Origin of the sequence: Candidatus Dedyshia acidiphila (assembly GCF_051025295.1) — a bacterium.
Lineage (GTDB): Bacteria > Acidobacteriota > Terriglobia > Terriglobales > Acidobacteriaceae > KBS-83.
In genome coordinates this window covers 1-16,478 of record NZ_JBMGJV010000015.1, presented here as the reverse complement: position 1 = coordinate 16,478, position 16,478 = coordinate 1, and the positions used below count along the sequence as shown (strand labels likewise).

At 64.1% G+C, this 16,478-nt stretch carries 15 protein-coding genes; 11 read left to right on the top strand and 4 right to left on the bottom strand.

Going from position 1 to position 16,478, the window contains the following annotated elements; genetic code table 11:
• Window positions 1-24: 24 nt before the first annotated feature.
• The 6 genes from AC5IJH_RS08225 (at window position 25) to AC5IJH_RS08200 (ending at window position 5,392) form a co-directional block, all read left to right on the top strand.
• Window positions 25-720, top strand: coding sequence for a PspA/IM30 family protein (locus tag AC5IJH_RS08225; RefSeq protein ID WP_491902332.1), 696 nt, complete (start codon window positions 25-27; stop codon window positions 718-720).
• A 104-nt stretch (window positions 721-824) separates the two neighbouring features.
• Window positions 825-1,304: a Panacea domain-containing protein gene (locus AC5IJH_RS08220; protein ID WP_491902331.1), complete on the top strand. Its 480-nt coding sequence runs from the start codon at window positions 825-827 to the stop codon at window positions 1,302-1,304.
• Entirely contained in the window at window positions 1,301-1,678 is a 378-nt protein-coding gene (locus AC5IJH_RS08215; protein ID WP_491902330.1) for a hypothetical protein, read from the top strand. The genes AC5IJH_RS08220 and AC5IJH_RS08215 overlap by 4 nt, the downstream gene beginning before the upstream one ends.
• 17 nt (window positions 1,679-1,695) lie before the next feature.
• On the top strand, window positions 1,696-2,055 hold the full coding sequence (locus AC5IJH_RS08210) for a DUF805 domain-containing protein (RefSeq protein WP_491902329.1): 360 nt from the start codon (window positions 1,696-1,698) through the stop codon (window positions 2,053-2,055).
• Window positions 2,056-2,111: 56 nt separating this feature from the next.
• Window positions 2,112-3,596 (top strand): glutamate--tRNA ligase, encoded by a 1,485-nt coding sequence (gene gltX / locus AC5IJH_RS08205; RefSeq protein WP_491902328.1) that lies wholly within the window; start codon window positions 2,112-2,114, stop codon window positions 3,594-3,596.
• An 11-nt stretch (window positions 3,597-3,607) separates the two neighbouring features.
• Complete coding sequence (locus AC5IJH_RS08200) at window positions 3,608-5,392, top strand: MutS-related protein (protein ID WP_491902327.1); 1,785 nt, start codon at window positions 3,608-3,610, stop codon at window positions 5,390-5,392.
• A 1-nt stretch (window position 5,393) separates the two neighbouring features.
• Here AC5IJH_RS08200 and AC5IJH_RS08195 read toward each other — a convergent pair whose 3' ends face one another.
• Genes AC5IJH_RS08195 through AC5IJH_RS08185 form a run of 3 tightly spaced genes read right to left on the bottom strand, consistent with a single transcriptional unit; the run spans window position 5,394 to window position 8,035 of the window.
• On the bottom strand, window positions 5,394-6,878 hold the full coding sequence (locus AC5IJH_RS08195; protein WP_491902326.1) for a M20/M25/M40 family metallo-hydrolase: 1,485 nt from the start codon (window positions 6,876-6,878) through the stop codon (window positions 5,394-5,396).
• Window positions 6,879-6,920: 42 nt separating this feature from the next.
• Complete coding sequence (locus tag AC5IJH_RS08190) at window positions 6,921-7,427, bottom strand: protein-disulfide reductase DsbD N-terminal domain-containing protein (RefSeq protein ID WP_491902325.1); 507 nt, start codon at window positions 7,425-7,427, stop codon at window positions 6,921-6,923.
• Window positions 7,424-8,035 (bottom strand): TlpA family protein disulfide reductase, encoded by a 612-nt coding sequence (locus AC5IJH_RS08185; protein WP_491902324.1) that lies wholly within the window; start codon window positions 8,033-8,035, stop codon window positions 7,424-7,426. The genes AC5IJH_RS08190 and AC5IJH_RS08185 overlap by 4 nt, the downstream gene beginning before the upstream one ends.
• 78 nt (window positions 8,036-8,113) lie before the next feature.
• Here AC5IJH_RS08185 and AC5IJH_RS08180 point away from each other — a divergent pair, with 78 nt between their 5' ends.
• From AC5IJH_RS08180 to AC5IJH_RS08170, 3 genes are all read left to right on the top strand, one after another.
• Window positions 8,114-9,115 (top strand): KpsF/GutQ family sugar-phosphate isomerase, encoded by a 1,002-nt coding sequence (locus AC5IJH_RS08180; protein ID WP_491902323.1) that lies wholly within the window; start codon window positions 8,114-8,116, stop codon window positions 9,113-9,115.
• Between the two features lie 68 nt (window positions 9,116-9,183).
• On the top strand, window positions 9,184-10,095 hold the full coding sequence (locus AC5IJH_RS08175; RefSeq protein WP_491902322.1) for a hypothetical protein: 912 nt from the start codon (window positions 9,184-9,186) through the stop codon (window positions 10,093-10,095).
• A gap of 42 nt (window positions 10,096-10,137) precedes the next feature.
• Window positions 10,138-12,411 carry an FG-GAP-like repeat-containing protein gene (locus AC5IJH_RS08170; RefSeq protein WP_491902321.1) on the top strand — a complete coding sequence of 758 codons (2,274 nt, stop codon included), beginning with the start codon at window positions 10,138-10,140 and terminating at the stop codon, window positions 12,409-12,411.
• Between the two features lie 13 nt (window positions 12,412-12,424).
• Here the strand turns inward: AC5IJH_RS08170 and AC5IJH_RS08165 are convergent, their stop codons facing one another.
• A complete protein-coding gene (locus tag AC5IJH_RS08165) occupies window positions 12,425-12,853 on the bottom strand; it encodes a hypothetical protein (protein ID WP_491902320.1) in 429 nt (142 codons plus the stop codon).
• A 272-nt stretch (window positions 12,854-13,125) separates the two neighbouring features.
• Between AC5IJH_RS08165 and AC5IJH_RS08160 the strand changes: the two genes are divergently transcribed.
• Window positions 13,126-14,868 (top strand): proline--tRNA ligase, encoded by a 1,743-nt coding sequence (locus AC5IJH_RS08160; protein WP_491902319.1) that lies wholly within the window; start codon window positions 13,126-13,128, stop codon window positions 14,866-14,868.
• 280 nt (window positions 14,869-15,148) lie between these two features.
• On the top strand, window positions 15,149-16,478 hold a 1,330-nt coding region (locus AC5IJH_RS08155; RefSeq protein ID WP_491902318.1), incomplete at its 3' end, for a transglycosylase domain-containing protein.

The following is a 16,478-nucleotide window of genomic DNA, read 5'->3' as shown; positions in this document are numbered from 1 at the left end:
TCACTCCTGAAAGGAGACACCGCCATGGCACTGCTCGAACGAGTCGCCACGCTGCTGCGCGCCAACCTGAACGACCTGGTCGCGCGTGCCGAGGATCCGCAGAAGATGCTTCGTCAGCTGATTGTCGACATGGAGAACCAACTGCTGCAGGTAAAGACTCAGGTCGCCATGGCGCTGGCCGACCAGCACCTGCTCGAGAAGAAGCAGGCCGAGCACGAAGAGGCCGCGGGAAGCTGGCAGCGCAAGGCCGCGCTCGCCGTCTCCCGCCAGCAGGACGAGATGGCACGCGCCGCGCTGCGCCAGCAGCTTAGCCATCAGCAGATGGCGGGGAGCTTCGCGCAACAGCTCAACGATCAGCGCGCAGAGACGGACACGTTGCGCCAGGCGCTGGGCCGGTTGCAGCAGCGGCTGAAAGAGACAGAGTCGCGCTGCGAACTGCTGGCGATTGAGCATCGCCGGGCGCGGCTGAGCGAGAGGGTGAATGGCAATGAGCCGAAGACGGCGGCCACGCTGGCCCGGGTGCGCGGCCGTATCGACGAGGCCACCGCAACCGCTCGCGCCCATCGCACGCTCGCGGCAGGTGAGGACGTAGCGCAACTCGGCGAGTTGGATCTGGAGGAACGCTTCCAGGCCTTTGAGCGCGAAGACCAGATCGAGGAACTGTTGCGTTCCTTGAAGGCCGAGCACGAGGAGCAGCCCCGGCTGCCGCGCCCGGCCTGAACATACCTGCCACAACCGTGGCACACTACTCGCACGAGGCGCTTCGCTGCACGGGCGCCGGGGTCCCACCTATGCCATTTGATCCACGCGCGGTGGCAAATCGAATGCTCGAGACCGCAGCCCGGCGCGGACTGCGGCTCGACCCTCTCAAGCTGCAGAAGCTGCTCTACTACGCGCATGGCTGGCACCTTGCGCTCACCGGACGGCCGCTGCTCGATCGAACGGTGGAAGCCTGGCAGTACGGGCCAGTGCTGCCGGATGTGTATCGCGCCTTTCGCAGCTACGGTGCACAGCCCATCACGGCGCCAGCGCGTGACCTGGTCCGCAGCGGGACGAAGCTCCTCATCGCGCCGTATGAGCTGCCCCCGGAAGATGCTGCGGTTACCTATGCAGATCGCATCATTGAGCGCGTGGTCGAGCAGTATGGCAATTACTCCGGCGTGCAGCTCTCTGCCATGACTCACGGCTCCGCCACACCCTGGGCGCGTGCATGGCAGCAGCACGCGGGCAAACGCTTCGTACCAATCCCCGACGCGGACATTACTGCCTACTTCCGCGAGATCCTGAAGCCGGTGGCCGCATGAGCACACCCACACCTGGTCCGACGACCGCGCCCGACCCGCAGACCATCACCGACTCAACGCTGACGAGCTTCGCACCCCGCGCCGCAGTCGCCACGGCCGATCCCGCAGCGCTGGCCGAACGTGATCAGTACGACGACGAGCGCAAGGCGCAGTTCCTCGGCTTCCGACGTTGGCTGGTGCCCAGCCTCTTCGTACTCACCGTTGGCTGGCTGGTCTTCGTGGGCGCGATCATTCTTCGTGAGGAGCTGCACCAGCGTCGCCTCTCGGACGCTGTTCTGATTGCGCTGCTCGGCACCGCGACCGCCAACGTGCTTGGGCTGCTCGTGATCGTGCTCAAGTCGATCTTCCCGGTCCAGTTCGATCGCGACATCTGAACGAGCGAGCTGTATCGTTGACCGCACCAGCCGGCCTGCTGGCCCGCTGCGAACAGGAGCTATCGATGGACCCGAACCAGATCATGCACGATCCGCACTTCCTCTACCTCGCTCCGCTGTTCCTGTTCGTCTCGGTCATCGGCGTGCTGGTGTATGTCATCCCGTTCTGGATGATCTTTAAGAAGGCCGGCTTCTCACCTTGGCTCGTGCTGCTGTTTTTCGTGCCGCTGGCGAACCTGATCGTGCTCTACATCGTCGCGTTTTCACAGTGGAAGGTCGTGCCCATCGCGCAGGTGTCAGCCGGAGCGTACCCGCCCGTCGTGATCCCGCCCGGCGGCTACCCGGCCACCTACAGCGGGCCCGACCCGCGGCGTTAATCGGGCGCGGTCGCCCCACTCGGCAAGATCGTCTAGCATCGAGGGTGATCCAACCTATGGCTGCTATCTCGTCACCCCGTGTTCGCTTCGCTCCCTCGCCCACCGGCTATCTTCACGTCGGTGGCGCACGTACCGCACTGTTCAACTGGCTGTTTGCGCGGCATACCGGCGGCACGCTGATTCTGCGCATTGAGGACACCGATTTCGAGCGCTCCTCAGAAGCCATGGTGGAAGGCATCCTCGAGGGCATGCGCTGGCTCGGGCTGAACTGGGATGAGGGCCCGTTCTTTCAGTCGCAGAGGCTCGATCTCTACAAAGCAACCGCGCAGAAGCTGGTCGACTCCGGCCACGCCTACCGGTGCTTCTGCACGAAGGAAGACCTGGAGCATCGCCGCAAGGTGGCGTCGGAAGCGGGCAAGCCGCCGATGTACGACCGACGCTGCAGCGTGATTGCGCCAGCGGATTCAGCTTCGCGCGTGGCCAAGGGCGAGGCGGCGGCGATTCGCTTTCGCGTGCCTGAAGACGGGGTCACGGCATTTGACGATGCCGTCGTTGGACGCGTCGAGTTCGCAAACCAGGAGATTGAAGACTTTGTCCTGCTGCGCTCGGATGGCATCCCGACCTATCACCTGTCCGTGGTTGCTGACGACATCGACATGCGGCTGACCCACATCATTCGCGGAGCGGATCACATCTCGAATACGCCCAAGCAGGTGCTGCAATACCAAGCGCTGGGTGCGCCGCTGCCCATCTTTGCGCACGTGCCGCTCATCCTTGGGCCGGATAAAACACGCCTGTCGAAGCGCCATGGCGCCACCTCCGTGATCTCGTACAAGGACATGGGCATCGTGCCCGAGGCGTTCCGCAACTTCCTCGCGCTGCTCGGCTGGAGTCCCGGCGTTGCCGGGAAGGATGAGCAGGGGCGCGATCGCGAGATCTTCAGCTCCGACGAATTGACCCGCCTGTTCACGCTCGACGGCATCTCGAAGTCGAATGCCGTGTTCGACAATGACAAGCTGGCGTGGTTCAACACGGAATGGATTCGCATCATGAGCGCGAGCGATCTGCTGCCCCTGATCGAGATGGAGTGGCAGAAGGCAGGATTCACGCCAACCCGGGGTCGCGATGACGTGCTCGCAGCGATCGAACTGCTGAAGCCGCGTGCCCGCAGCCTTACGGACTTCGCCACGACCTTCCGTGCTTATCTCAGTGACGTCTTCACGATCGAGCCGGCGGCCATTGCGAAGTTCCTGAAGGATGATGCTGCACGCGACCTTCTCGTTCAGTTGGGCAGTCGCTACTCCGTGGCGCAGGAGTTCACCGAAGCGAGCGCCGAACAACTGCTGCGAGCATTTGCCGAAGAGAAGGGCCTGAAGCCGGGCGTGCTAATCAACGGAGCGCGTGTCGCGCTGACCGGGCAGGCAGTCGCGCCCTCGCTCTTCGCAGTCATGGTCGCGCTTGGCAAAGATCGCGTCGTGCGGCGTCTGGCTGCGGCACCCAGCATCGCGCCGGCAAGCACCGAGGCTGCGCAGTCCGCTTGAGTGCCGCGCAGATGACCGCTTCGGGCGCGGCACCGGTCTACGAGCAGCGCCTGCGTGGGTTGAGCGCTGACGAGACGCGCCTGCGTGGCCTCGATCGCCGCTTCGGCATTGCCAAGCTCCTGCTGGCGGCAGCCACAGTAGTGCTTGGCCTGTGGCTGGCACGAGAACATCCAGATGCGCTGGCCTGGGCACTTATCCCTATCCTCTTCTTTGCCGCTTTATGGATCAGCCATGAGCGGCTGCTTCGACGTCTGCGTGCGGCTCGGAGCCTGCATGCGTTCTACACGCGAGGCGTCGATCGCCTCAACGATGTGTGGGCCGGCAAGGGCGACAGCGGCGCGCGCTTCTTAAAGGCAGACCATCTCTACGCGCGCGATCTCGATATCTTCGGCGAGGGCAGCCTGTTCGAGTTGCTGTCACAGGCGCGCAGTGCACCCGGGCAGGAAACGCTCGCGTCCTGGCTAGTCTCACCAGCAGAGCCCGAGGTCGTCGAAGTGCGTCAGTCCTCTGTTCGCGAGCTTGCACCACGCGTGGATTTACGTGAGCGGCTCGCCATGACCGCGGCAGCCATCGAAAACGGCACGCCGGACTCACTCATCGCGTGGACAGAGACGCCGCTCGCCCACACCCCAGTCTGGGCGCTTTGGCTTGCGCTGCCTTTGGCTGTGCTCTGGATTACCGCGCTCTTCTACTGGATGGGGGCCGGCGTCGTTACGTGGTTCTTGCTGCTGACGGTGGTCAATGGCATCTTCAATGCGCGCGTTTTCGGTGAACTGCGGCACCGCGCTGAGCAGACGCTGCCGATCTCTCCCCTGCTGCCGCCGCTGCGGCAGGTGCTGTCTGTGCTCGAAGCAGAGACATTCACGAGCGCAGGGCTCGTGGCGCTGCAAAGCGCGGTGCAGCATGGCTTAGCGCCGTCGCGCGCCATCGCGCAACTCGAGCGCACGCTGCACTGGCTGGAATCGAATGACAATCTCTTCGTCAAAATCGCAGATCGCTTCGTCTTCTGGACGCCGCTCTGCATGATCGCCATCGAACGCTGGCGGGCGCGCCACGGCCAGCAGATGCGGATGTGGGTCAGCAGTGTCGGCGAGTTCGAAGCGCTCAGCTCGCTCTCATGCTTCGCGTATGAGCAGCCGGAGTGCACGTATCCCGAGTTGCGCAGCGGATCGCCGAGGATCGTCGCGCGCGCCCTCCGGCATCCGCTGTTGCCGCAAGCGAAGGCCGTGTCCAACGACCTGGAGCTCAACCCGGAACATTCACTCCTTATCGTGAGCGGCCCAAACATGGCGGGGAAGAGCACGCTGCTGCGCGCGCTCGGACTCAACGTCGTCCTCGCACAAAGCGGCGCCCCGGTGTGCTGCGACAGCATGTCGCTCGCGCCTGTCAGCATCGGCGCCTCCATCCAGGTGCAGGACTCACTACAGGGCGGGCTCTCGCGTTTCTACGCAGAGATCCAACGACTGAAGCACATTGTCGATCTCGCGGCACAAGGACCCACGCTCTACCTGCTCGATGAGCTGCTCTCGGGCACGAACTCGCACGACCGGCGCGTCGGGACAGAGGCGCTGCTACGCAGCCTCGTGGCCCGGCACGCGATTGGCATCATCACGACGCACGATCTCGCATTGACGGAGATTGCAAAACAGATGGGCTGCCGCGCCAGCAACGTGCATTTCGGCGATCAGTTCGCTGGCGGCGCACTCCACTTCGACTACCGGCTCACGCCCGGCATTGCGAACAGCACCAACGCGCTTGCACTCATGCGTTCAATCGGCCTCGAGGTCTCGGAATGAGCTACCGCGGCGCGGGTGTCTCCGCATCCGCCAGTGCGTAGGCGGTCACAGCCATCACGGCCGCGTTCTCGGCCAGTTCACGGGCGTTCACCTTGTCGAAGGTGTCGGCCGGCGTGTGGTGATAGTTGAAGTAGTAGCGACTGTCCTGGATCGGCGCAAAGCCAGGCACACCTTTCGATGTGATTGTGTTGATGTCTTCGCCCGTCTCCGGACTGCGCACCAGCAATGGCGCACCAATCGGCGCGAGCACGCGCGAGATCGGCTGAAGCCAGTCCTCAAGCTGCGCGCCGCCCTGGAACGCCAGCCCAGTGGGGTGGCCCGCGCCCAGGTCGGACTCGATCGCACCGATGTGATTCGCGATCTCGCCCGCGTAGTCCTGCGCATAACTCTGCGCGCCATCGGAGCCCTGCTCCTCGTCCATCCACGCGACGAAACGAATCGTGCGCTTTGGATGAATTCCGAGTTTCTGCAACAGGTGAATGGCCTCCATGGAGACAACAATGCCGGCGCCGTCATCGATCGCGCCGGTGCCCAGATCCCACGAGTCAAGATGGCCGGACACGATTACCACCTGCTCCGGGTGCTCGCTTCCCTTCCAGTCGGCCAGCACGTTCGCGCTCTCGACACGCGGTAGCGTCTCCGGCGTCAGCGTCAGGTGCATGCGCACCTCACCTTGGGTTGTCAGGTTTTTCAGCAGGTCCGCGTCTTCGGCCGTGACCGCGGCTGCCGGGATTTTTGGCACGCCAGGCATGTAGTACGTCATGCCGGTGTGGGGCAGTCGATAATCCGCACCGCCGACGGAACGCACCAGCACAGCAGCGGCGCCCACCGACGCCGCAACAGCCGGCGCTGCCCCGCGATACACGACGGCTTCTCCATACGCCTCACCGCCGCGCCCTTGTGCAGCCAGCTCCTTGTCGAACTTTTCGTTGAAGAGCAGGATCTTTCCCTTCACCGCGTCCGCAGCCAGCGCCTTCAGATCAGCGAACGAGTCAGCGACAACAACTGCCGCGTCCAGGCCGGTCTTCGGTGTCCCAACACTGCTGCCGAGCGCCGTCAGCACGATCTTCTGTGTCGTTTGTGGCGCCATGCCGGGCCACGCGGTCAGCATGCCCGTCTCTTCACCGCGCACCCAGTGCGGCACCGTCGTCTTCTCGATCGTGACCGTCGCACCGAGTGCACGCATCTGCTGTGCCACCCAATCCACAGCCTGCGTTGCCTGTGCGGAACCAGCGAGACGTGGACCGATGTTATCCGTCATGTGGCGCAGCTCCGTATACGCATAGGGATCCGCGAGCGCTGCATCCCGCAGTCGCTCCATCGTCGCAATCTGTGCGGGCGTCCACGCACCGGGCGTAGCAGAAAGAAGCTTCGCGATGCGCGCCTGCGGCGTCTGAGCGGTTGCGTCGGCTGATGTCTGGGCGAATGCGGAGCCGGCAGAGAGTGCAAGCAGCAGCGCTGCCTGCAACGAATGGGGTCGGAGCATACGCGGGATGCTACCACGCATGTACGCCCGCACTGGCCGCTACTACTTAGCGTTGAGGCTGATGGAAACCGGCAGCTTGCGGGGCGGGAGACATGCGTTCGCATCGCACGCCTGATAGCGCAGCGCTCCATCAAGTTCATGTGTGCCCGGCGTGACCCGCACATGCGTACGCAGCGTCAGGTCGCCGGTATAAACGCTCAGCTTTTCGTTCGGCGCGAAGCTCAGCCCCATGTCCGAGCCGACGGGAAAGTCGACAGCAGAGACAGTCAGACCGGCACCATCCACGACGAGCAGCTGAGTCGGGATCAGGTTCTTTTCGTGCGGCACGTGCGAATTGATGTGATAGCCGTCCTGGATGCGGAAGTGCAGCTCAATGGTCTGCGGCTTGCCAGCAGCTATCGTGGCTGTGCCCGGGCCGTCAAAGCGCACTGTCGAGGAAATCTGATCCGCGCCCGTGGTGGGCGTGTTCTGCCACGGCAGCTTCTGCGCTGTTGCGATCGCGGCGCTGGCCAGCATGCAAAGAGCAATCCCGCAGAGAATGCGCATCATCGCGCCGCCAGAGACTTCTTGATGTTGGCCTCAATCTCGTCGCGCGAGACCAAACCCGCCGTCTCTTCGATTACCTTGCCATTCCTCCCCACATAATAGGAGGTCGGCAGGAACTCGACGCCACCGTAGGCCTTGGACGCAGCGTCATCGCCAAGCAGGATGGGATAGTTCACGCCGATCTTCTGAGCAAATTTGCCAATCTCCGGCCGGTCGCGCGGCTCGTCTTCGCTCACCCCGAGAATCTCAAACCCCTCCGGCGCGTACTGCTTGTGGAGTTCAACGAACCACGGCATCTCGAGCTTGCAGGGAGCGCACCATGTCGCCCAGAAGTTGATCAGCACGGCTTTGCCCTTGTAGTCCTCGAGCGAAACCTTGCGGCCTTCCGTGTTGCGCAGCGTGAACTGCGGCGCCTTTTTGCCACGCAGGTTCGGCAGCCCCTCGTCGGAGGCTACATCCTGCTGCACCGTCTGGTTTGACTGGTCGAGCAGCGTCACATGCGGCTGTGCCTTCTGCGCGGCACGCCGGCGTTCCAGGTTCTGGTAGCCGGACCAGAACATCAGCCCCAGTGCCGCCAGCACGACAACCACCACTCCAGCATTTCGCTTCAAGGGATTGCAGCCCTCCCGCTCGATTCTAACTGGCCGTCTCCGTGCCGTGCGATCTGCCTGCTATGGTTTGGTGACGTTATGGTGAGACCCACAAAGCCCTCCACGGTGACGACGCCGGCCAGCCTTGTGCGTACTGAGGCCGAGGGGCTGCTCGCGCTGGCGGCGCGCCTCGAAGGTGCGATGGCGGCACCCTTTGCCGCTGCGGTCGAGCTGGTGCTGCGCTGCGGAGAGTCGCGCGGCCGCGTGGTCGTCACCGGCATGGGCAAGAGCGGCATCATCGCGCAAAAGATCGCTGCCACGCTCTCGTCTACCGGCACGCCGGCGCTGTTTCTCCACCCCGCTGAGGCGGTGCACGGTGATCTCGGTGTCCTCGCCAAAGGTGACCTTGTGCTCGCACTGTCAGCCTCAGGCGAGACCGAAGAGATCCTTCGCCTGCTCGCCACACTGAAGCGCATCGGCGATGCACTGATCTCGTTCTGTTGCGACCTGAATTCGACGCTCGCGCGAGCCAGCGATGTAGCGCTCGACTGCTCCGTGCCCGGCGAGGCCTGTGGATTGGGGCTGGCGCCCACGGCATCCACCACAGCCATGCTGGCGCTGGGCGATGCCCTGGCGATCGCCGTGTCGCTGCGCAAGGGCTTCCGCGCAGAAGACTTCGCATCGCTGCACCCCGGCGGCAAGCTGGGCAAGAAGCTGGCCTCCGTCCGCGACCTGATGCACGCCGGCGATGGGCTGCCGGCCGTTGGCGCGGAAACCCGGATGCCCGACGTGATCTACGAGATGTCGCGCAAAAAGCTCGGCGTGACGACGGTGGTGGATGCGGAGGGCCGCCTCGTCGGCCTGATCTCTGACGGCGACCTGCGTCGCCTCCTGGAGGCGCGGGGACCGGAGTCGCTATTGCTGAAAGCGCGTGACGCAATGAACCCCGAGCCGCGCACCATCACGCCGGACGAGCTGGCCGCGCGTGGCCTCGCCGTCATGGAAGAGCGGCGCATTACCTCGCTCGTGGTGACAGATGAGGCGCAGCGCGCGCTGGGCATTCTCCATCTGCACGATCTGTGGGGGATGGAACTGCTTTAGTTCGCCCCTGGTCTGATCTCTGAATTTCCCTGCCGCGCGCCCACTGCCGTTGCACTAGCATGGGGGGCGTGCAGCACGCGCATTCCATCGTGGCCCTGGCGGCCGTTCTATTGCTGGTCGGCGGCTGCCGTCGCACTGCGCCGACCGCACACCAGGGGCCGCGTGCCTTCGACCTGAACGAGGCGATGCAGCACTGGTACGGCCGCTGGGACGCGAGCACCCGCACGGCCCGTGCCAACCTTCCCGATCATCCGGATGTTGATCTGGCGGGGTCGTGGTTCGCCCCCAAAGATCCTGTCGACATCGTCGTCATCTTCGAAGCCGGGTACGACCAGTCGGGTCATCCTCGCCACGTTGTCATAACTGCTGCAGTTCCTCATCGCAGCGACAAGCCGGGCCGTCCGGGGGACGATTTCTTCCGCTGCTTCAGTTGCCAGCCCGTCCTCGGCATGGCCGTGTTCACGCGCCGGCTGAATACCTGGGTGCTGGAAAGTGAGAACGAGGCGGTCGATCTGCGCGGCAGCCGTGGCCTGCCACCTGCGGTTCGAATTGTCCCACTCGGCGGCGGGCTCCACGGCGTGCGGCTTGAAAGCCACATCACCGCGAGCGATTTCTCAAGCAGCAGCATGAGCCTGCTGGTTCCCTGGCAGGACGATGTGGAGCGCGCCTTTGCCGGCGAGACCGGCTACAGCAACAGCCCCGCATGCGGCGCGCAGAGTCCCCTGGGCGATCCCTGCTATGCATGGCAGCGCAGCGATCGCTTTGCCGACGTGCCCGGGCAGGACTACGACGATCTCGTGCTGACGGGCAGCGGCACGCAATTGGGTCTGCCTGCGCCAGCTTCTGTTCGCAAGCCGAAGAAAGGCGAAGCACATCCGGCACCCGCAGTCGTCCCTTACACAGCGATAGAACGGCTTCGCTTCCGCGAAGGTCAGTATCTGCCGCTGCCGGAGACAAACGCATCGGTTCCCGCACACTGACAGCCGTCTTTCTGCTGCGTTAAGCTCAGTCAGCCTCTCGTGATGCTGTCTCCTCATCTCAGCTTTTTCCTGGCCCGGTTTTCCCTCATCGTGCTGCTCGCGTTACCGACTTACGCGCAGACCGCGCCTGCGAACGCAACGGGTGACTCGACGCGTGAGATGGGCGCGACGCTCCGCTCGCTCTTCCTCGCTCAGGACTGGAAAACGGACCCAAACAAGCAGGAGTCGCGCGCCGCCTACTACCGCGCCGTGCTGAAGCGCCCGCTCGATCTGCCAACCGAGATTACGATTCGCGAGACGTTGGCAAACGAACTGCTCGGTGCAGGCGACAGCGCAGGCGCGGTCAGCACGCTGACCGCCCTGCTCGAGAAGGCCGCCACGGCGCAGCCTGCGATGCCACGCGAGACAATGCATGCGCTCGACGCGCAGCTTGGCCTGGCTTACCTGCGGCTCGGCGAACAGCAGAACTGCCTTGCGCAGCACGCGACAAAGTCATGCCTGTTCCCCATCGACGCGAGCGGCATGCACCACCGGCCGGATGGCGCGGAGGGCGCTGTGCGTGCGTTGAACGCGGCACTGGCCATCGATCCGAATGACGCGAGCGCTCGCTGGCTGCTTAACCTGGCTTACATGCAGCTTGGCCGCTACCCCGACCAGGTGCCGCGCGCCTTCCTGATTGCACCCGCTCTCTTCCGTTCGGAATACCCTCTGGCTGCGTTCGAGGACGTCGCGCCGGAGGCTGGTCTGGCAACGATGGGTCACGCAGGTGGGGCGATCCTGGAAGACTTCGATGGGGACGGTTTGCTCGACCTTGCGGTATCGAGCTCGGGTCCCATGGACCAGATGCATCTGTTCCACAATCGCGGCGATGGCACGTTCGAAGACGTAACCGTGCGCGCTGGCCTGACCGGCGAGGTCGGCGGCCTCAATATGATCTGCGCCGACTACGACAACGACGGCTACCCCGATCTTGTCGTGCTGCGCGGCGGGTGGTGGGCAAAGCATGGCGCATATCCCTTCTCGCTGCTGCATAACCGCGGCGATGGGACGTTCGAAGATCTGACTCGTCGCGCTGGCGTCTTCTCGCCACACCCCACGCAGACTGCTGTCTTCCTCGACTTCGATGGCGACGGCTGGCTCGACCTGTTCGTGCCGCACGAGTCCACACCGGGCGATGCGCATCCCTCGCAGCTCTTCCACAATAATCACGACGGCACGTTCACCGACATCGCTTCTGCCAGCGGACTCGCCGATCTCGGCTTCGTGAAGGGCGCAGCTGCGGGCGACTACAACAACGACGGCCGTCCCGACCTCTACTTGTCCGTGAAGGGCGCATCGAACCGGCTCTTCCGCAACGATGGCTCATCCCCCGGTGATAACGCGGCGCACCCCACACGCTGGCGCTTCACGGACGTGACTGCGGCCGCTGGTGTGGCCGAGCCTCGTGAGAGCTTCACCACCTGGTTTTTCGACTACGACAACGACGGCTGGCCTGACCTGTTCGTCGCGGGCTACTCCTCAACACCGGAGGAGATCGGCGCATTTGAAGCGGGTCTGCCTTCGCACGCCGAGACGCCGAGGCTTTACCACAACGAGCACAACGGCACCTTCCGCGATGTTTCGCACGAGATGCATCTGGACCGCGCGATCCTCGTGATGGGCGCAAGCTTCGGTGACCTCGACAACGACGGCTGGCTCGACGTCTACCTCGGCACCGGCGACTCGCTCTACACATCCCTGCTGCCGAACCGCATGTTCCGGAATGATCATGGCCGCCGCTTTGAGGACGTGACGACCGCGGGCGGCTTCGGCCATTTGCAAAAGGGCCATAGCATCGCCTTCGGCGACATCGGCAACAAGGGCAGCGAAGACATCTTTGAAGAGATGGGCGGCGCGCTGCCGGGGGACAACTATCGGAGCGTGCTCTATCGCAACCCCGGTACACCCGGCATGCACTCAATCACGCTGCTGCTGGAAGGCACACGCAGCAACCGCTCTGCTGTTGGAGCAGTCGTACACGTCACCACACCAGGCACATATGGCGCGCAGGAGATCTACCGTGCCGTCGGGTTCGGTTCGAGCTTTGGGGGCAACCCGCTGCGTCAGCACATCGGCGTCGGCCGCAGCGCCGGGCCGGTCACGATCACGGTGGAGTGGCCGGCGTCAAACACAACGCAAGTGTTTCGTGGAGTCGCGGTGGATCGCGCCTACCGCATCGTCGAAGGACGCGAGCAGCCGGAGCCGCTCGCGCTTAAGCACTTCACGTTACCGCAGGCGGCCATGCCTGCCTCGATGAATGAGTCCGCCGGGCCCTAGTTGTCCCGAAGCATCAGGGCGCCGGGGGAGCAGTCACGGCCAGCGTCAACGTTTGCGTGTGCGTGATCGATGCAGACGACAGCGGATTGCCGGAGGTGCCAGTCGCCGTCAGCGTCAGCGGCGTTGTCGTCACGGTAGCGTTGGACGCGGCGGTCACGGCAAAGACCTGCGTGGACCCGATGCCGACTGTCGCCGACCCGGGAGACACGCCCACGTTTGCGGGGAGCCCGCTCAGCACCAGAGTGATGCTGCCCGCAGAGCCCTTCACCGCCGCAACGGTGAACGACAGATTTGTGGTTCCGCCCTGCGGCACGGTTGTCGCCGCGGTTTGACCGCTGGCCAGCATCAGGTTGAAGTCAGGCGGCCCGCTGTTGCCGCACGCTGTCATGCTCAACGCCGCGACCAGCCCCAGCCCCAGCAGCACTCCTCGTCCCTTCCTCACCTGCGTTTGCCCCCTCATCATTGCCTGTTGTGTTCAGATGCAGCTTGCGAAGCCGTGCCGTATCTCCGGCTGCCAGCTACCGTACCATTCCCAGTAGACTGCCTGGTCTTTGAGCGATTCCTTCTGAACACGGCGCTGTCGTAGGCGATGAGTCGATTCATCGACCACGTCCGACTCCTATCACGACATGGGTATCCATCCGGCAGTCCGCTACACTTGAGGGAATCGCTACATTCAAAGATCTGCCGCGCGAAAGAGACGACCCTACCCGCATGCATCGTTGGTCCCAGCTCTTCATCCCTACCCTCCGCGAAGCACCGGCCGACGCCGAGGTCGCCAGTCACAAGTTTCTGCTTCGCTCCGGCTATGTCCGGCAGCTCGGCGCTGGCCTTTACTCATATCTCTTTCTCGGCCAGCGGTCATTCAACAAGATCATCGCGATCGTGCGTGAAGAAATGGACCGCATTGCGCAGGAGTTCTATCTGCCTGCGCTGCTGCCCCGCGAGCCCTGGGAAGAGAGCGGCCGCTGGACCGGCATGGGCGAGAACATGTTCCGCCTCAAGGACCGCAAGGGCGCGGATCTGTGTCTCGGCATGACGCACGAAGAGATCATGACGATGATCGCGCGCAGCGAGCTGCGCAGCTACAAGCAGCTCCCGCAGATCTGGTATCAGATTCAAACCAAGTTCCGCGATGAGCCGCGTCCCAAGTCCGGCCTGTTGCGCGTCCGCCAGTTCACCATGAAGGACGCCTACTCCTTCGACCTGAACGATGCCGGCCTGGACGAGAGCTACCGCAAACACGATGCGACCTACCGCGCGATCTTCCGCCGCTGCGGTCTGTCGTTCGTCGCGGTTGAAGCAGACTCCGGCGCGATGGGCGGTTCGCAGTCGCAGGAGTTCATGGTCTACACCGACGCCGGCGAAGACCTGATCGCCTCCTGCGCACAGTGCGACTATGCGGCAAACATCGAGAAGGCGACGTCGAAGCTGGCGGATGTCGAAGACCTGGCGCCCACGGCCGACGGCAAGCCCGAGCGCATCCACACGCCGGGCAAGGCGGCCATCGCCGACATCGTCGCCTTCCTGAACATCAAGCCGGAGCACGACATCAAGTGCCTGGCTTACATGGCGCTCGATGACAAGGGCGTCTGGACGCCGCTCGCAGTGTTTCTGCGCGGCGATCACTCGGTGAATGAGACCAAGCTGATGTCCGTGACCGGTGCACGTGAACTGCGCTACATGCAGGCAGAGGAACTCGCTCGCTGGTTCGGCGGTCCGGCCGGTTATCTCGGCCCCGTGGGACGGCCCACGTCGGCAATGAAGACCGTGATGGATAAAGCCCTCGAAGGCCGCACGAATCTTGTCGCCGGCGCCAACGAACTCGACTATCACTTCCGCAACGTCACGCCGGGTCGCGATTTCCAGGCGACTGTCACTTCAGATATCCGCAACGCCGTCGAAGGCGAAGGCTGCCCCGAGTGCGGCGCGCCGCTCAAGATCGCGAAGGCCGTCGAGATCGGTCATATCTTCAAGCTGGGCCGTCGCTACTCGGAGTCGATGGGCGCGCGCGTACTCGATCCGAACGGCAAAGAAGTAACGCCGATTATGGGTTCTTACGGCATCGGCATCGAGCGCATTCTGACGTCTGCGATCGAGCAGAGCAACGACGCGAACGGCTTCTGGCTACCGCCGTCCATCGCCCCGTTTCAGGTCGTCGTGACTGTGACGAATATCGCGGACGCTGGACTGCTCGCAGCCGGCGAGCAGATCGCGAAGGACCTCGAGTCAGCCGGCTTCGATGTGCTGCTGGACGATCGCGACGAGCGCGCAGGCGTGAAGTTCAAGGACGCCGACCTGATCGGCATCCCGTACCGCATCAATGTCGGGAAAAAGACTGCCGACGGACTGGTCGAGTTAGTCGTCCGAGCCACCGCCGCGGACCGAACCGCCACCCGGGAGATACCCCTCTCGGATGCAGCCACAGCGCTTCGGGAAGTCCTGCCCGTCGACTGAACCAGCCGTTCTTCGGCATGTTCCGCCGTGACTGGCGTTAACGTTCCTGCCACGCCGGAGCCTCGCTCCGGGCGCAGCTTTCTGTCTTTCAGGTATCTCCGGCCATCTCGCCGCCAGTCGAGCTCTCGACGCCGGTATCATGTTGGAGTCTGCGGCAACGTAGGACGCCGGAGGCGCACCCGTCGGGGCGGCGCTTCGCGTCCAATCAGGAAACTCCCTCGTTCTTTCGGGAGAGACCGGCTCTGCGGAGCGCACGTTCCGGCAATGAAGCCGGGGAGAAATGGATACATTGGCAGTCAAACTGAAGCTACCGCCCGCCCGCCACACTGCCCAGCGTCCCCTGTGGGAGACGGTGCTGACCATCACCGCGATCGCGGTCACGTTCGTCCTGCTGATCCTCGGCATCACCTTCAGCTACTACTCCAGCAAGTACAAACAGGTGGTTGACGAGCGGCTGCGCGGCCCCGTCTTCACCCAGACGCCGCGCATCTACGCCGCGCCGCGCGAAATCCGCACCGGGCAAAAATTGACGGCTGCAGCCGTCGCCGAACAGCTCCGCTTTGCCGGCTACTCCGATGGCCGCGGCAAGGAATCCCCGATGGGGAGCTACCAGTTGCGCGGCGAGACGATCGCCGTGCACCCTGGCCCCCAGTCGTACCACACGCAGGAAGGCGCCACCATCCGGTTCAGTGACGAGCGCGTCACTGCCATCGCCGGCGATGGTGGCCAGTCGCTGGTTGCCTATGAGCTGGAGCCCCAGCTCATCACGTCACTCTCAGAAGGCGCGAACCGCGCCCGGCGTCGCCTGGTGACTTACGACGAGCTGCCCCCCGCCCTGGTCCAGGCTGTCACCTCGATTGAGGACCGTCGCTTCTTCTCCCATGGTGGAGTCGACTACTACTCGCTTGTCGGCTGGATGTATCACGACCTGGTCGGCGATCGTCGCTACCGCGGTGGCGCGTCCACACTGACCATGCAGCTCTCGCGCGGCCTGTTCCTCTCGCCCGCGCGGCATATCAAGCGCAAGCTGATTGAGATCGCGATCACCTTCCAGCTCGAGCAGCGCTTCACCAAGCAGCAGATCTTCGAGATGTACGCGAACCAGGTGCCGCTGGGTCAGCAGGGCTCGTTCGGTATCTACGGCGTGGGCGAGGCCGCACACGCCTACTTCGGCAAGGATGTCCGTCAGCTCGACCTGGCTGAATCTGCACTGCTGGCCGGCATGATCCAGCAGCCCAGCGGCCTGAACCCCTACCGCCACGCCAAGCGCGCCATCACCCGCCGCAACGTGGTGCTGGGCGCGATGGTCGAGACGCATGCGATCACCGAAGCGCAGGCCCGGGCCGCCAGCCAGGAGCCACTGCGGCTCGCACCCGGCACCATCGATGGTGGCCTTGCCCCGTACTTCATCGACATTGTCCATGACCAGCTCGTCCACAGCTACGGCGAGGCGCAATACAGCTCGCAGGGGCTGCGCGTCTATACGTCACTCGATCCGGACCTGCAGTCCGCAGCGAACGACGCCGTTGCCGACGGCATGAAGGTCGTCGACAAGCTGGTCGACCGCCGTCGTGCGAAATCCAAGAACCCCGACGCGATCGCCACCCCCC